This window comes from Micromonospora sicca (genome assembly GCF_003172935.1).
Classification (GTDB): Bacteria; Actinomycetota; Actinomycetes; order Mycobacteriales; family Micromonosporaceae; genus Micromonospora; species Micromonospora sicca.
On record NZ_QGKS01000116.1, the window covers coordinates 1 to 15,975 of the forward strand.

General features: G+C 74.1%; 10 protein-coding genes. 3 read left to right on the plus strand and 7 right to left on the minus strand.

The window, feature by feature from the left end; all coding sequences use genetic code 11:
- Positions 1 to 424: 424 nt before the first annotated feature.
- On the plus strand, positions 425 to 802 hold the full coding sequence (locus tag DKT69_RS05265; RefSeq protein ID WP_109800457.1) for a PH domain-containing protein: 378 nt from the start codon (positions 425 to 427) through the stop codon (positions 800 to 802).
- Positions 803 to 812: 10 nt separating this feature from the next.
- Here the strand turns inward: DKT69_RS05265 and DKT69_RS05270 are convergent, their stop codons facing one another.
- Positions 813 to 1,739: a 2-hydroxyacid dehydrogenase gene (locus DKT69_RS05270; protein ID WP_109800458.1), complete on the minus strand. Its 927-nt coding sequence runs from the start codon at positions 1,737 to 1,739 to the stop codon at positions 813 to 815.
- 150 nt (positions 1,740 to 1,889) lie between these two features.
- On the opposite strand from DKT69_RS05270, the gene DKT69_RS05275 reads away from it, so the two are divergent.
- Positions 1,890 to 3,065: a PQQ-dependent sugar dehydrogenase gene (locus DKT69_RS05275; RefSeq protein ID WP_109800459.1), complete on the plus strand. Its 1,176-nt coding sequence runs from the start codon at positions 1,890 to 1,892 to the stop codon at positions 3,063 to 3,065.
- A gap of 125 nt (positions 3,066 to 3,190) precedes the next feature.
- Positions 3,191 to 4,804 carry a metallophosphoesterase gene (locus tag DKT69_RS05280; protein ID WP_109800460.1) on the plus strand — a complete coding sequence of 538 codons (1,614 nt, stop codon included), beginning with the start codon at positions 3,191 to 3,193 and terminating at the stop codon, positions 4,802 to 4,804.
- A 384-nt stretch (positions 4,805 to 5,188) separates the two neighbouring features.
- Here the strand turns inward: DKT69_RS05280 and DKT69_RS05285 are convergent, their stop codons facing one another.
- The 6 genes from DKT69_RS05285 to ligA form a co-directional block, all read right to left on the minus strand.
- Positions 5,189 to 7,546: a thiamine pyrophosphate-binding protein gene (locus tag DKT69_RS05285; protein WP_109800461.1), complete on the minus strand. Its 2,358-nt coding sequence runs from the start codon at positions 7,544 to 7,546 to the stop codon at positions 5,189 to 5,191.
- A 121-nt stretch (positions 7,547 to 7,667) separates the two neighbouring features.
- Entirely contained in the window at positions 7,668 to 9,167 is a 1,500-nt protein-coding gene (gene gatB, locus DKT69_RS05290) for an Asp-tRNA(Asn)/Glu-tRNA(Gln) amidotransferase subunit GatB (protein WP_109800462.1), read from the minus strand.
- A 13-nt stretch (positions 9,168 to 9,180) separates the two neighbouring features.
- Positions 9,181 to 10,656 (minus strand): Asp-tRNA(Asn)/Glu-tRNA(Gln) amidotransferase subunit GatA, encoded by a 1,476-nt coding sequence (gene gatA / locus DKT69_RS05295; protein ID WP_109800463.1) that lies wholly within the window; start codon positions 10,654 to 10,656, stop codon positions 9,181 to 9,183.
- Positions 10,653 to 10,958, minus strand: a complete 306-nt coding sequence (gene gatC / locus DKT69_RS05300) for an Asp-tRNA(Asn)/Glu-tRNA(Gln) amidotransferase subunit GatC (protein ID WP_109800464.1) — start codon at positions 10,956 to 10,958, stop codon at positions 10,653 to 10,655. Before gatC ends, gatA begins: the two co-directional genes overlap by 4 nt.
- 147 nt (positions 10,959 to 11,105) lie before the next feature.
- Positions 11,106 to 13,571, minus strand: coding sequence for a putative bifunctional diguanylate cyclase/phosphodiesterase (locus DKT69_RS05305; RefSeq protein ID WP_109800465.1), 2,466 nt, complete (start codon positions 13,569 to 13,571; stop codon positions 11,106 to 11,108).
- A gap of 153 nt (positions 13,572 to 13,724) precedes the next feature.
- Positions 13,725 to 15,860 carry an NAD-dependent DNA ligase LigA gene (gene ligA / locus DKT69_RS05310; RefSeq protein ID WP_109800466.1) on the minus strand — a complete coding sequence of 712 codons (2,136 nt, stop codon included), beginning with the start codon at positions 15,858 to 15,860 and terminating at the stop codon, positions 13,725 to 13,727.
- Positions 15,861 to 15,975 lie beyond the last annotated feature (115 nt).

Genomic DNA, 15,975 nt, shown 5'->3' on the forward strand with positions numbered 1-15,975 from the left:
ACGCAGGCCAGGGCGGAGCCGGCGGCGACGGCCAGCGCCAAGGCCGCCGACGGCGGGACGAGGCCGGCGGACCCGGCCAGGACGAGCAGCGCGCCGACCGCCAGCACCAGGAGGTCGGGCGACGACGGCCGGCGACGGTGGTCGCCGGAGGGGTACGCGACGGACACGGCGGTCGCCTTCGTGAGGGGGCACGGGGCGGTGCGTTGCGGAACGACGTGCGGGGTGTGTCGGCGGTACGCGGTCGGACGGGCGACGGTGGGTGCGACGGACCGACGGGCGGCAAACCGGCGCGACCACGCGAACAAACGATTCCTACGACGTCCGGTTACGGGTCATTCCAGTGACCGCGGTCACAAGGTCCGTGCCGTACGCCGCCGCCCTGCCCGCGCGGAGCCGCGCCGGGTCGAGGTGCGATCATCGGGGGGTGAGTTCCGCCGACACCGTCCGCTTCCGGCCCAACCAGGCGATCCTGGTCGCCGCGATCGTCGCGTTCATCGGCGCCCTGCCGCTGGCCACCGCCCGCTGGTGGCTGCTGTGGGTGCTGCTGATCCCGCTGGCCGTCGGGCTCTGGGCGTGGCGGTCCGGCACCGAGGCCGACCCACGCGGGCTGCGGCTGCGGGCGCTCGCCGGGCAGCGCCGGATCGCCTGGGAACGGGTCGCCGAGCTGGGCGCCGACGAGCGCGGCCGGGCGGTGGTCCGGCTCGACGACGGCGAGCGCCTGGTGCTGCCCGCCGTCCGGGCCGCCGACCTGCCCCGGCTGATCGCCGCCACCGGGCAGGGGCTGCCCGGCAGCACCCGCTGAGCCGGCCCGGTCAGTAGCCGTCCACCACCCGGTTGACCAGCGGCTCCCCGGCCGCGAACCGGCGCAGCTGCTCCCCCACCAGCCGGTACGCCCGCGGCAGCAGCCCGCGCACCGAGCCGGCGACGTGCGGGGTGAGCAGCACGTTCGGCAGCCCCCACAGGGGATGGTCGGCGGGGAGCGGCTCGGGATCGGTGACGTCCAGCGCCGCCCGGAGCCGACCGGTGGTCAGCTCAGCGACCAGCGCCGACGTCCGGGCCACCGGGCCGCGGGCCGCGTTGACCAGCAGCGCGCCGTCGGCCATCGCGGCGAGGAACTTCTCGTCCACCAGCCCCCGGGTCCGCTCGGTCAGCGGCACCAGCAGCACCACCACGTCCGCCTCCGGCAGCAGGCCGGGCAGCTCGTCCACCCCGTGCACCCCCTCGGCGGGCCGGGCGGTGCGAGCGACCAGGGTGAAGGTGACCTCGAACGGGGCCAGCCGGGCCTGGACCGCCGCGCCGATCGAGCCGGCGCCGACGATCAGCACCCGCTTGCCGGCCAGCTCGTCGGTGGGGGCCACCTCGTCGTACGCCCACTCGCGGCGCCCCTGCGCCCGGGCCAGCGGACCGAAGCCGCGCAGCTTGGACAGCACCGCGGCGACCACCCACTCGGCGGTGGCCGAGTCGTGCACCCCGCGGGCGTCGCAGAGGGTGACCCCCTCGGGCATCCGGCCCACCCAGGCGTCCGCCCCGGCGGAGAGCAGCTGCACCACCTCGAGGTCGGGCAGCTCGGCGAGCAGCGCGCCGGCGTCCGGACCCGCGAGGAACGGCGGCACCCAGAACCGCACGCCGTCGGGGACTGACGGGAGCCGGGCCGGGTCCTCCATCACCTCCACGGTGACACCCGGGGGCAGCTCACCGAGGAGGGCGTGACCGGAGCGGTGCGGGATCCATACCTTCACGACCGCCGACGATAACCGGCGCGCCGTTCCCACGCCCGCAAACGGGCCCGCTGAGCCGGAGCCACCCGTCGCCGCGGACGGGTGCCGCAGGCCGGACGCGCCGGATCCGTCGTACCCGGACGGTCGGCCCGCCGGGCTAAGCTGGGCCGGGTGAAGGCCCGTCCCCCGTACCCCCGCATCGGCCGCCTCCGGGCGGCGCTGGCGGCGTCCTGCGCGGCGCTGCTGCTGGGCACCACCGGCTGCGCCTTCGGCGAGCCCGGGCCCGACCCGGCCGGCGAGCCGCCGAACCTCCCGACGCCGTCGGCCACGCCCGGCGCGGCCGGCGCCGGTCAGCAGGTGGTGGCCACGGTGCTGGCGAAGGGGCTGCGGGTGCCGTGGGCCGTCGCCTTCCTCCCCGACGGCGCCGCGCTGGTCACCGAGCGGGACAGCGGCCGGATCCTCCAGGTCGGGCCCGGCTCGGGGCCGGAGGGGCTGACCGTCACGGTCGTGCAGACCGTGCCGGACGTGGCCGCCGGCGGCGAGGGCGGGCTGCTGGGCGTCGCCGTCTCCCCGTCCTACGCCAAGGACCGGACGGTCTTCGTCTACTACACGACCGCCCGGGACAACCGGATCGCCCGGCTTCAGCTCGGCGGGCGGCCCACGCCGATCCTCACCGGCATTCCGGCCGCCGGGAACCACAACGGCGGCGGGCTCGGCTTCGGCCCGGACGGCAGCCTGTACGCCAGCACCGGCGACGCGGGCCGGCAGGCGAACGCCCAGGACCGCAAGAGCCTCGGCGGCAAGATCCTCCGGATCACCGCGGACGGCAAGCCGGCCGCCAGCAACCCCTTCCCCGGCTCGCCGGTCTGGTCGCTGGGGCACCGCAACGTCCAGGGCTTCGCCTGGGACCCGGCGAAGCGGATGTACGCCGTCGAGTTCGGTCAGAACACCTGGGACGAGATCAACCAGATCACCCGGGGTGGCAACTACGGCTGGCCGCAGGTCGAGGGACGGGCCGGCGACAAGCGGTACGCCGACCCGATCGTGCAGTGGCGGACCGGCGAGGCCTCCTGCTCCGGGCTCGCCGCGGTGGGGCGGTTGCTGGTCACCGCGTGCCTGCGCGGCGAGCGGCTCTGGCTGGTCGAGCTCACCGACAAGGGCACTGTGCTCGGCCAGCCCCGCGAGCTGCTGACCGGGAAGTACGGTCGGCTGCGGGCGGTGGCCGCCGCGCCGGACGGGTCGCTCTGGGTCACCACCTCCAACCGGGACGGACGGGGCCAGCCGGCGCCGGAGGACGACCGGATCCTGCGGCTGGTCTTCGCCGACGGCGGGGCCGGCCGGAGTTGACCGACCGACCGTAGCCGGCCGGTCACCCCGCGAGACGGGGGCGACCGGCGGGTCGAAAAGGTGGGAACGCGCCGGCTTCTCTCGGGTTTGCCAAGATCCCACGACGGGCAGGTCAGAATCTCAGCATGGACGGCCAGGAGAACGAGCAGCGCGACACCGGGGACGAGGGTGCCCCGGCGACCGGACGTGCCCGGCGCTGGGCGAGCTGGCCGCGGCGTACCGGCCGGTCGGGTCGGAGCCCGTGGCTGCGGCGGCTCGGCGTGGCGCTGGCCGTCGTGGCGGTCGCCCTGGGCGGGGTGGTCGCCGGCACGTACGCCGGTGGGCACGTCGGCACCGACATCGGGCCGTTCCGGGCGGAGCTCGACCTGAGCCCGTCGCTCCACGGTGGCACCACCGTCGACGTCCCGCCGCTGGGCGCGCTGCTGCTGAACAGCCACGACGGGCCGACCTACCTCACGGTGCGGCTGGGCGCGCTGGACCAGCGGCGGACCCAGGCGCTGATCAACGACCCGGCGAGCATCAGCCGGGCCAGCCAGTCCGCCGTCGCCGACGTCCGGGCCGGGGTGATGCGCCTGGGTTTGAAGACGCTGGGCGCGACGGTGCTGGCCACCCTGCTGCTGGCGGGGCTGGTCTTCCGGGACGCCCGGCGGACGGCCTGGGCCGGTGGGCTGGCCCTGGTGGTCACCGCCGGCAGCCTCGGGCTGGCCGCCGCGACCATGCGCCCGCAGGCGATCGAGGAGCCCCGGTACGAGGGGCTGCTGGTCAACGCCCCGGCGATCGTGGGCGACGCCCGCCGGATCGCCAACGACTACACGAAGTACGCCGAGCAGCTCCAGCGCCTGGTGGGCAACGTCAGCCAGCTCTACACCACCGTCTCGGCGCTGCCGGTGTACGAGCCGGCCCCCGGCACGACGCGGGTGCTGCACGTGTCGGACATGCACCTCAACCCGACGGGGTGGCAGCTGATCCGGACGGTGGTCGAGCAGTTCGGCATCGACGTGGTGATCGACACGGGCGACATCACCGACTGGGGCAGCGAGCCGGAGGCGTCCTTCGTCGGCTCGATCGGCCTGCTCAAGAAGCCGTACGTCTACATCCGGGGCAACCACGACTCGGCGCGGACGGCGGCGGCGGTGGCCAAGCAGCCGAACGCGATCGTGTTGGACAACTCGACGACCACCGTGGCCGGGCTGACCGTGGCCGGGATCGGCGACCCCCGGTTCACTCCGGACAAGAACACCTCACCGGCGGGCAGCGGTCTGACCAAGCAGGTGGCCGAACAGGTGATCGGCGCCGGCGAACAGCTCGCCACCACGGTCACCGGCTCGCCGCGTCCGGTGAACATCGCGCTGGTGCACGACCCCGCCTCGGCCGGGCCGCTCTCCGGCACCTGCCCGCTGGTGCTGGCCGGGCACACCCATGCCCGGCAGGTGTCCAGGCTGCCGCAGGTGCCGGGGAAGCAGCCGACGCAGCTGTTCGTGGAGGGCTCCACCGGCGGGGCCGGGCTGCGCGGCCTGGAGGGCGAGAAGCCCACCCCGCTGTCGATGTCGGTGCTCTACTTCGACCAGCAGAAGATGCTTCAGGCGTACGACGACATCACCGTGGGCGGCACCGGCCAGTCGCAGGTCAACCTGGAGCGGCACGTGATCCGAGACCCGGCGCAGGGCGCGGAGGTGCCGGTCACCCCGACCCCGACCCGCGGTGGTCCGGAGTCGGCCAGCCCGACCCCGACCCGCTGACCGGTCCGCAGGGTGGGACACGCGGTTGGCCCCGCCCCTCTCGCCAGGGGTCTCCCTGCGGCTCCTTGCCGCACCTCCTTGCCCCGGTCACTCTCCTCGCCGGCCTGTCCGGCCCACGCCCATGGTCGCGACGCCCTTTGCTCTGCTTCAACGGACGCAACAGTCACGCCGGGTCACCGGGCGTCGTTCCGCCCGCCAGAAGCTCGTCCAGCTCAGGGCTGGTGTTGCGGTGAGGTAAGCAGAGCAAAGGGCGGGGCGAGCATTGTCGGTGCCCGTCCTGCCGTCACCCTGCGTGCCGGCGCGGACCCGTCACGCCGGGTGATCGGCGGTGCACCGCGCCACCCGGCGGTCGCCAGGAGCGGCCGGCGGGTGGCGGATGCCGGGTCAGCGCAGCGACAGGGCGGCCAGGGCGGCGTTGACGATGCTGCCGGGCAGCAGGTCGTGCAGCTCGTACAGCTCCTGCACGCTGCCGGACTGGCCGAACTCGTCCACCCCGAGCGGCACCGCCGGGGCGCCGACGGCCGAACCGAGCCAGGCCATCGCGTGTGAGGCGGCGTCGTGCACGGTCACCACCGGCACCCGGTCCGCGAACGCCGACCGCAACGCGCCCGGCACGCTCGGCACGGTCGCCGTGCGCACGCCCTGCCGCAGCGTCCGCTGCCAGGCCCGGTAGAGCCGGTCCAGCGAGGTGACGTCCACGACGTGCGCGGCCACCCCCTCCTCCGCCAGCTCCGCGGCGGCCGCGAGGACCTCCGGCAGCACCGCGCCGGAGGCGGCGAGCTGCACCACCGGGGCGTCCGCCAGCTGCGGGTACGCCTGGTGCGCGTCCACCAGCCGGTACGCCCCGGCGACCACCTGCCGGCGCAGCACCGCGTCGCCGATCCGGGCCCGCGCCGCCTCGAACGGCGCCTGGTCGATCGGGCGGGTGCTGAGCCGGAAGTAGTACGCCCCGTCCTCGGCCGGCGCGGCGGTGGCGGCCGGCGCCGCTCCCCCGGCGATCTGGCCGAGCGCGTCGCAGAGCAGCCAGTCCAGGCTGCCCGCGTACGCGGGTTCGAGGAAGGTCACCCCGGGCAGTTCCAGGCCCACCGAGGCGGTGATGGTGGACTGGTGGGCGCCGCCCTCCGGGGCCAGCGTGATGCCGGACGGGGTGCCCGCCACCACGAACCGGGAGCCGGAGTAGGTGCCGTAGAGGAACGCGTCCAGGCCGCGCAGCACGAACGGGTCGTAGACCGCGCCGATCGGCAGCAGCGGCTGCCCCGACAGGTCCCAGGACAGCCCGAGCTGGCCCAGCAGCAGGAACAGGTTCATCTCCGAGATGCCCAGCTCGATGTGCTGGCCCGACGGGCTCTCCGTCCAGCGCAGCATCCGGTCCTCGGTCCAGGAGCGCTGCTCGGTGGGGGCGAAGACGCCGGTCTTGTTGATGAACCCGGCGAGGTTGGTGGAGGTGGCCACGTCCGGCGCGGTGGTCACCAGGTAGGGCGCCACGGCGGGATCGCGGGCCAGGTCGACCAGCACCCGGCCGAAGACCTCCTGCGTGGAGACCGGCTTGTTCGCGCGTGCCTTCGTGGTTTCCGGGACGGTGACCCCGAGCGCCCGCTCGCGGGGCGCGCGGGACAGCGCCTCCCGACGCTCGCCGGCCCGGATGCCGGCCGGGGACGCCGGGTCGAGGCGGTCCCACTCGGTCTCCGGCGTCAGGCCCTGTGCGGCGCGCAGCGCGTCGACCTGCTCGGTGGTGAGCAGCGCCGAGTGGTTGCGCGGGTTGCCGGCGATCGGCAGCCCCCAGCCCTTCACGGTGTACGCGAAGACCACGCTGGGCCGGTCGATGACCGCGTCGCACTGGGCGTACGCGTCGAGCATCGCTTCCAGGTCGTGCCCGCCCAGGTCGGTGACGAGCGGGCCCAGCTCGTCGTCGGAGATGTCGGCGATGAACTCGGCGATGCCGGCCGGTGCGCCGTCCAGGAACTGCTTGCGCAGCGCCGGCCCGGCCAGCCCGAACAGCGACTGGTACTGCTCGTTCGGCATCCGGTCGATCCAGTCCCGCAGGGCCGCCCCGCCCGGCCGGGCGTACGCCTCGGCGAGCTTGCGGCCGTACTTGACCTCCACGACGTGCCAGCCGGCGGCCTCGAACTGCCCCCGCCACTGGTTGATCCGGATGCCGGGGACGACCCGGTCGAGGGACTGCCGGTTGAAGTCGACCAGCCACATCACGTTGCCCAGGCCGGTGGTGGCCGGGTCGGCGACGGCCTCCCAGATGTTCCCCTCGTCCAGCTCGGCGTCGCCGATCAGCGCCACGAACCGGGAGTGCGGCCGGGCGCCGAAGTGCGCGTCGACGTAGCGGCGGGTGACCGCGGCGAACAGCGGCGCGGCCGCACCGAGACCCACCGAACCGGTGGAGAAGTCCACCTCGTCGGGGTCCTTGGTCCGCGACGGGTACGACTGGAGCCCGCCGCGCGCCCGCAGCTTCGGCAGGTACGACCGGTCCAGGTTGCCGAGCAGGTACTGGATGGCGTGGAAGACCGGGGAGGCGTGCGGCTTGACCGCGACCCGGTCCTCGGCGTCCAGGTGGGCGAACCAGAGCGCCGTCATCGCGGTGACCAGCGAGGCGCTGGACGCCTGGTGGCCGCCGACCTTCACCCCGTCGCCGGTGTTCCGGTCGTGGTTGGCGGCGTCCACGATGCGGGTGGCGAGCCAGAGCACCCGGCGCTGGATCTCGTCGAGGACGTCGAGGTCGTGCTGGTTCACGGTGACTCCATCCGGGCGTCGCCGATGACGCCCTCGCGAGGGGTGGCGCGGGTCGCGCGCGTACTCGAGGGAAGCGAGAAGGCCGCCGCCGGGTTGCGACGGCGGCCTTCTCCGGTGGGACTCAGCCCTGGGCGCCGAGGCGCTCCAGGATCAGCTCACGGACGGTCTTGGCGTCGGCCTGGCCGCGGGTGGTCTTCATGACCGCGCCGACCAGCGCGCCGGCCGCCGCGACCTTGCCGCTGCGGATCTTGTCCGCGACGTCGGGGTTCGCGGCGATCGCCTCGTCCACGGCGGCGGTGAGCGCGCCGGTGTCGGAGACGACCTCCAGGTTGCGGTTGGTCATGACGTCGGTCGGCGAGCCCTCGCCGGCGACCACGCCCTCCAGCACCGTCCGGGCCAGCTTGTCGTTGAGCTTGCCGGCGTCGACCAGGCCCTGGAGCTCGGCGACCTGCTCCGGGGTGGCCCCGACGTCGGCCAGTTCCACGCCGGTCTCGTTGGCCCGCCGGGACAGCTCACCCAGCCACCACTTCCGGGCGGCGGCCGGGGTGGCGCCGGCGGCGACCGTGGCCTCGATCAGCTCGACGGCGCCGGCGTTGAGCACCGACTGCATGTCCAGGTCGGACAGGCCCCACTGCTCCTGGAGCCGGCGGCGGTGCAGCCGGGGCAGCTCCGGCAGGGCGGCCTTCAGCTCGGCCACCCAGGCGGGGTCCGGCGCGAGCGGCACCAGGTCCGGCTCCGGGAAGTACCGGTAGTCGGTGGCGGTCTCCTTGGACCGGCCCGGCGTGGTGTCGCCGGTGTCCTCGTGGAAGTGCCGGGTCTCCTGGGTGATCTTCCCGCCGGCGTCCAGCACCGACGCCTGGCGCAGCATCTCCGACCGGACCGCGCGCTCGACCGACCGCAGCGAGTTGACGTTCTTGGTCTCGGTGCGCGTGCCCCACTCCTCGCCCGGCAGGTTCAGCGAGGTGTTGACGTCGCAGCGCAGCGAGCCCTCCTCCATCCGGACGTCGGAGACGCCCAGCGTGCGGAGCACGTCCCGCAGCTCGGTCACGTACGCCCGGGCCACCTCCGGCGCCAGCGCGCCGGTGCCGGGAACCGGCTTGGTGACGATCTCCACCAGCGGGATGCCGGCCCGGTTGTAGTCGACCAGCGACTCGGTCGCGCCGTGGATGCGGCCGGTGGCGCCACCGACGTGCAGCGTCTTGCCGGTGTCCTCCTCCAGGTGCACCCGCTCGATGCCGATCCGCACCAGCTCCCCGTTGACCTCGACGTCCAGGTAGCCGTCGAAGCACAGCGGCTCGTCGTACTGGCTGATCTGGAAGTCCTTCGGCATGTCCGGGTAGAAGTAGTTCTTCCGGGCGAACCGGCTCCACTCGGCGATCGAGCAGTTCAGCGCCAGGCCGATCCGGATCGTCGCCTCGATGGCCGCCTTGTTGGCCACCGGCAGCGAGCCGGGCAGGCCCAGGCAGACCGGGCAGACCCGGGTGTTCGGCTCGCCGCCGAAGTCCGTCGGGCAGCCGCAGAACATCTTGGTGTTCGTGCCCAGCTCGACGTGGGTCTCCAGGCCGATCACCGGTTCGTAGCGCGCGACGACCTCGTCGTACGCGGGCAGTGTCGTGGTCATCTGAGCTCCTGCCTCACAGCGCCGGTGGGGTGAACGTGCCGACCACGGACTCCAGCGCGGCGGCGACCCGGTACATCCGGTCGTCGGCCATCGTCGGGGCCATCACCTGGAGGCCGACGGGGAGCCCGTCGGAGAGGCCGCAGGGCACCGAGATGCCCGGGCCGCCGTACAGGTTGGTCGGGATGGTGAAGAGGTCCGCCAGGTACATCTGGTACGGGTCGGCGGTGCGCGCCCCGATCGGGAACGCCACGAACGGGGTGGTCGGCGAGATCAGCGCGTCGACCTGCTCGAAGGCGGCGGTGAAGTCCCGGGTGATCAGGGTGCGGACCTTCTGCGCCTGCCCGTAGTAGGCGTCGTAGTAGCCCGAGGAGAGCGCGTACGTGCCGATCATGATGCGACGCTTGACCTCGGCGCCGAAGCCGGCCTCGCGGGTCAGCGACATGACCTCCTCCAGCGACCGGTTGCCGTCGTCGCCGACCCGCAGGCCGAACCGCACGCCGTCGAACCGGGCCAGGTTGGAGGAGCACTCGCTCGGCGCGATCAGGTAGTACGCCGGCAGCGCGTAGCGGAAGTGCGGACAGGACACCTCGACGATCTCGGCGCCCAGCTTGGCCAGCGCGTCCACCGACTCGCGGAACGCGGCCATCACGCCCGGCTCGGCGCCCTCGCCGGTGAACTCGGTGACCACACCGAGCTTCACCCCGGTCAGGTCGCCGGTCGCGCCGAGCTTCGCCGCGGCCACCACGTCCGGCACCGGCTGCGGGATGGAGGTGGAGTCGCGCGGGTCGTGGCCGCCGATCACCTGGTGCAGCAGCGCGGCGTCGAGCACCGTACGCGCACACGGGCCGGGGGTGTCCAGCGACGAGGAGAACGCCACCAGGCCGTACCGGGAGGTGCCGCCGTAGGTGGGCTTGGCGCCGACGGTGCCGGTGACCGCGCCGGGCTGGCGGATCGAGCCGCCGGTGTCCGAGCCGATCGACAGCGGGGCCTCGTACGCGGCGAGCGCGGCGGCGCTGCCGCCACCGGAGCCGCCCGGGATCCGGTCCAGGTCCCACGGGTTGTGGGTCGGGCCGTACGCGGAGTATTCGGTGGAGGAGCCCATCGCGAACTCGTCCATGTTCGTCTTGCCGAGCATCACCGTGCCGGCGTCGCGCAGCCGCTGCACGATCGTCGAGTCGTACGGCGGGCGCCAGCCCTCCAGGATCTTCGACCCGACGGTGGTCGGCACGCCCTTGGTGGTCAGCACGTCCTTGACCGCGACCGGCACGCCGGCCAGCGGGCCCAGCTCCTCGCCGCCGGCCCGGCGCTCGTCCACCCGGCGGGCCGCGGCCAGCGCGCCCTCGCTGTCGACGTGCAGGAACGCGTGCACCCGGTCGTCGACGGCGGCGATCCGGTCCAGGTGGGCCTGCGTCACCTCGACCGCAGAGGTCTCGCCCTTCGCCACCAGCCCGGCGATCTCGGTCGCGGTGAGCTTGATCAACTCGCTCATGAAGCCACATCCTCGTCCAGGATCCGCGGAACGCGGAACCGCTGCTGGTCGACGTCGGGCGCGCCGGACAGCGCCTCCTCCGGGGTCAGGCACGGCGTCACCACGTCCTCGCGGAGCACGTTGGTCAGCGGCACCGAGTGGGAGGTCGGCGGGATGTCCGCCGCGGCGACCTCGCCGACCTGGGCGACCGACTGGAGGATCACGTCGAGCTGGCCGGCGAAGGTGTCCAGCTCCTCCTCCGTGACGGCGAGCCGCGACAGTCGCGCCAGGTGCGCGACCTCCTCGCGGGAGATGGCGGCCATCGGTGCCCCCTTCGTGGCTGTCCTGCTGCTTCTGCGTGTGCCGGCCGCGCAGTCGAGGTGGAGATGACGCGCGGTGACCGGAGCGAGTCTATTGTCCTGCGCTCGCACCGACGCCTCCGACTCCCCCTCCACGCGCCCGCCGGGGCGTCACCTGGTCGGCCGGCGGGGCACCTGCGCGTCCGCCGTCACCGCCGGGCGCACCGGCCGGTACCGGGCCAGCCAGGCGGCCAACTCCTCGGCCGGCATCGGCCGGGCGTGGAACCAGCCCTGGGCCACGTCGCAGCCGGCCGCGTGGAGCAGCCGCCAGGTCCGCTCGTCCTCCACGCCCTCGGCCACCACCCGGAGCCCCAGCGCCCCGGCCAGCTCGATCATCGAGCGGACGATCGCGGCGTCGTCGGGGTCGTCGGCCATCCCCAGCACGAACGACCGGTCCACCTTCACCTCCGACAGCGGCAGCCGGCGCAGGTGCTGCAGCGACGAGTAGCCGGTGCCGAAGTCGTCCAGCGCGATGCCCACCCCGATCCGGTGCAGCTGGGAGATGCTGGCCAGGACCCGTCGGGGATCCGCCATCAGCGCCCCCTCGGTGATCTCCACCTGCAGCCGGTCCGGGCGTACCCCGTAGCGGGCCAGCCGGTCGGCGATCTGGTCGGCGATCTCCCCGGTGTGCAGGTCGCGGACGCTGACGTTGAGCGCGGCGCGGAGGATGACCCCCGCCGCCGACCACTTGGCCAGCTGCTCGACCACGTCGTCCACCACCCGCCGGGTGAGCAGCCGCATCACCGCGCTCTGCTCGGCGACCTGGATCAGCTCCCCCGGATCGACCATGCCGCGTCGGGGGTGGCGCCAGCGCAGCAGCGCCTCGACCCCGACGACCTCCCCGGTGGCGATGGCGATCTGCGGCTGGTAGTACATGGTGATCTCGCCCGGGTCGCCGGCCGGATCCTCGTCCCGCCCGGGCGCCGCGCGCACCCGCCCGGCGTCCCTCGGCGCCGTGGAGACCGGACCGGTGACCGCCGGTCCGGCGGTCGCCACGTCGGCGGGCACGCCGTTGACGGCCGCCTCCGCGGCGGCCGACCGGGCCGCCCGGCGGCGGATCGGGTCCGCGCCGGTGACGATCTGATTGATCAGCTCGTCGTCGTGCCGGATCTCCGGCCGCTCCCGCCGGCGCCGGAAGCGCCACCGCCCCGGCTCCGCGCCGCCGCGCGGGCCGCCGGCCGCGTGCCCGTCTACCGCGGGTGGCAGCGCCGCGCCGGCCGAAAGCACGGCGCCGTCGCCGCCACGCGCCCCGGCCGGATCGGGCACCGCCGGCCCCGCTTCGAGTACGCGACGCAGGTCGGCCAGGAGGCTCAGCCGCTCCGCCGAGTTGTGGTCGGACTCGGCGGCGTACACGGCGACCGTGTCGTTGCGGTGCTTGGCGTCGTACATCGCCACGTCGGCGTGGCGCATCAGGGTGGCGAAGTCCTCGCCGTGCTCGGGGAAGATGGCGATGCCGATCGAGCCGCCGACGTCCAGTGGCAGGCCGTCCAGGGACACCGGCTCGGCGAGCGCGCCGACCACCCGGTCGGCCAGCGCCCGGGCCTCGTCGGTGCCGGTCAGCGCCGGGACCACGATGGCGAACTCGTCCCCGCCGAGCCGGGCGACCAGGTCGCCGTCGCGTACCACGTCGGTGAGCCGGGCGCTGACCTCGACCAGCAGCCGGTCCCCCACCGCGTGCCCGAGGGCGTCGTTGACGTGCTTGAACCGGTCCAGGTCGATGAGCAGCAGGGCGAGGTGCGCGTCCGGCGCCCCCCGGGCGGCCCGCTCCGCGTGCAGGTGCACCTGCTCGGCCACCTCGGCCAGCAGCGCCTTGCGGTTGGGCAGCCCGGTGAGCGGGTCGAGCGCGGCGAGCTGCTCCTGCTCGGCGGCGAGCCGGGCCATCCGGTAGACCGCGAAGAGCGGCACCAGCACCAGCGGGATCAGCGCCGCGCTGGCCCGGGCGGCGGCGACCAGCACCGGGGCGAGCAGCAGCAGCGAACCGGTGGAGAGCAGCTCGTACGCCAGGCCGAGCCGGACGCTGGGCCACCAGCGGTCGCCGAAGCGCAGCCGGATAGCGCTGGTGACCAGCCCGTAGTTGACCGCGAACCAGGCGACGGCGGCCCCGCCGACGGCCCCGACGTCGGTCCAGTGCAGCCGGCCGCCGTCGAAGATGGCGCCCGGGCCGAGCCGGGTGACCCAGTACGCGGCGCCGAGGGCGCAGGCGTACTGGGCGGCGTTGAAGGCGGTGCGCCACGGCGCGTACCCGAGCCGCCAGCCGGACACGGCGACCGCCACCGCCTGCACGGCGACCGCTGGACCGAGCCCCCAACCGAGCAGGATGGCGAAGCTGAAGCAGGTCGACGGGAAGACGGCGGAGGTCTGCCTCCGGCCGGGCGGGACGAAGGGACGCGCGTCGCAGGCGACGGCGAGCGCCGCCATGGTCCAGAACGCCGCCGGCATCCGGTGCAGCCGATCGGGCAGGTCGGCCAGTGACCCGGCCGAGATCAGCACGGCCAGGGCGAACACCGCGGCGACGAAGCCGAAGAACGGCGCCACGCGTCCGGGCGGGACGGAGTTGCGCGGATCGGCGGCCTCCATCGCACCTCCCGGGATCGGCCCTGGCGTGCTCCGCTCACACGCCGTGCACCAATGAAACGCCCTCGGTCCCGGTTTCCCCGACATGACAGTCACGAATCGGTCGTAGTCGTAATTAAGTTGGAATACGCGCAGACGCCGCCCCGACCCGCGGCGTCACTCCTCGGTGCGGGCGACGCCCCGGGCAGCGTCCGGGCCGGACTCCAGCAGCACCCGGAAGCCCTCCTCGTCGAGGACGGGCAGCTTGAGGCTGACGGCCTTGTCCGCCTTGGAGCCGGGGTTGTCCCCGACCACCACGAAGCTGGTCTTCTTGGAGACCGAGCCGGTCACCTTGCCGCCCCGGCTCTGGATCGCCTCGGACGCCTGGTCCCGGCTGAACCCGGCGAGAGTGCCGGTCACCACCACGGTGAGCCCCTCCAGCGGCCGCGGCCCCTCGTCCACCGCCTCCTCGGCCATCCGTACGCCCGCCTCGGCCCACTTGCGCACCACCTCGCGGTGCCAGTCGACGGCGAACCACTCCTTGATGCTGGCGGCGATGGTCGGCCCGACACCGTCCACCGAGGACAGCTCCTCCTCGGTGGCCGCCTCGATGGCGTCCATCGAGCGGAAGTGCCGGGCGAGCGCCTGCGCCGCGGTCGGGCCGACATGCCGGATGGAAAGCGCGACCAGCACCCGCCACAGGTCCCGCTGCTTGGCCTCGGCCAGGTTGTCCAGCAGCTTGACGGCGTTGCTGCCCAGGCTGCCGTCCTTGTTGACGAAGAAGGGCGAGCGGGCGAGCTGGTCGGCGTCGAGGACGAACAGGTCACCCTCGTCGGCGATGATCTGCGCGTCGAGCAGGGCCGCGGCGCCCTTGTAACCGAGCACCTCGATGTCGAATGCGCCCCGGCCGGCCAGGTGGAAGACCCGCTCGCGCAGCTGCGCCGGGCAGCTGCGGGTGTTGGGGCAGCGGATGTCGACGTCGCCCTCCTTCGCCGGGGCGAGCGGCGTGCCGCAGGCCGGGCAGGTGGTGGGCATGACGAACGGCCGGGCGTCGGCGGGCCGCAGGTCGACCACGGGGCCGAGCACCTCGGGGATGACGTCGCCGGCCTTGCGCAGCACCACGGTGTCGCCGATCAGCACTCCCTTGCGCTCGACCTCACGGGCGTTGTGCAGGGTCGCCAGGGCGACCGTGGACCCGGCCACCCGCACCGGCTCCAGCACGGCGAACGGGGTGACCCGGCCGGTCCGCCCGACGTTGACGTCGATGTCGAGCAGCTTGGTGGTCACCTCCTCGGGCGGGTACTTGAAGGCGATCGCCCAGCGCGGCGCGCGGCTGGTCGAGCCGAGGCGGCCCTGGATGGAGACCGGGTCGACCTTGACCACCACGCCGTCGATCTCGTGCTCGACGTCGTGCCGGTGCTCGGCGTAGTAGGCGATGTATTCCGCGACGCCGGCCAGGCCGGGCACCACCCGCCAGCGGTCGCTGGTCGGCAGCCCCCACGCCTTCAGCGCCGCGTACGACTCGGACTGCGCGGCCGGCTGGAACCCCCTGCGGGCGCCGATGCCGTGCACCACCAGGCGCAGCGGCCGGGAGGCGGTGATCCGCGGGTCCTTCTGCCGCAGGCTGCCGGCGGCGGCGTTGCGCGGGTTGGCGAACGGAGCCTTGCCCTGCTCGACCAGGCCGGCGTTCAGGTCGGCGAACGCGGCGAGCGGGAAGTAGATCTCGCCGCGCACCTCCAGGAACTCGGGCACCTCCGGGAAATCGTCGGAGGCGGTCAGCTTCGCCGGTACGTCCCTGATGCTGCGCACGTTGGCGGTGACGTCCTCACCGGTGCGCCCGTCGCCCCGGGTGGCGGCGCGGACCAGCCGACCCTTCTCGTAGGTCAGGTTGATGGCCAGGCCGTCGACCTTCAGCTCGCAGAGGTACGGCACCGGACCGCCGGCGTCCGGCTCGACCCGCTCGGCCCAGGCGGCCAGCTCCTCGTCGGCGAAGGCGTTGTCCAGCGAGAGCATCCGCTCGGCGTGGGTGACCGGGGTGAACTCCGTGGAGAAGGTGCCGCCCACCCGCTGGGTCGGCGAGTCGGGGGTGCGCAGCGCGGGGAACTCCGCCTCCAGCGCCTCCAGCTCGCGCAGCTGCTTGTCGAACTCGGCGTCGGAGATGGTCGGCGCGTCGAGGACGTAGTAGCGATACTGGTGCTCGGTGAGCTCCTGGCTCAGCGTCGCGTGCCGCTCCCGCGCCTCCGGGGTCGGCTCGGCGCCCGCCGCCGCCTCCTGCGCGGGGCTGACCTGCTGGGGAACCGCTTCCTCGGACACCCTGCCGCCTTCGGACACCGCGTCGACCTCCCGTGATCGTGCTTCCCCCGCACGGTAGCGGTCGGGTCGGACAACCGTCCCGCCACCCGCCCTGACCAGGTTCGCCGGCCCCGCC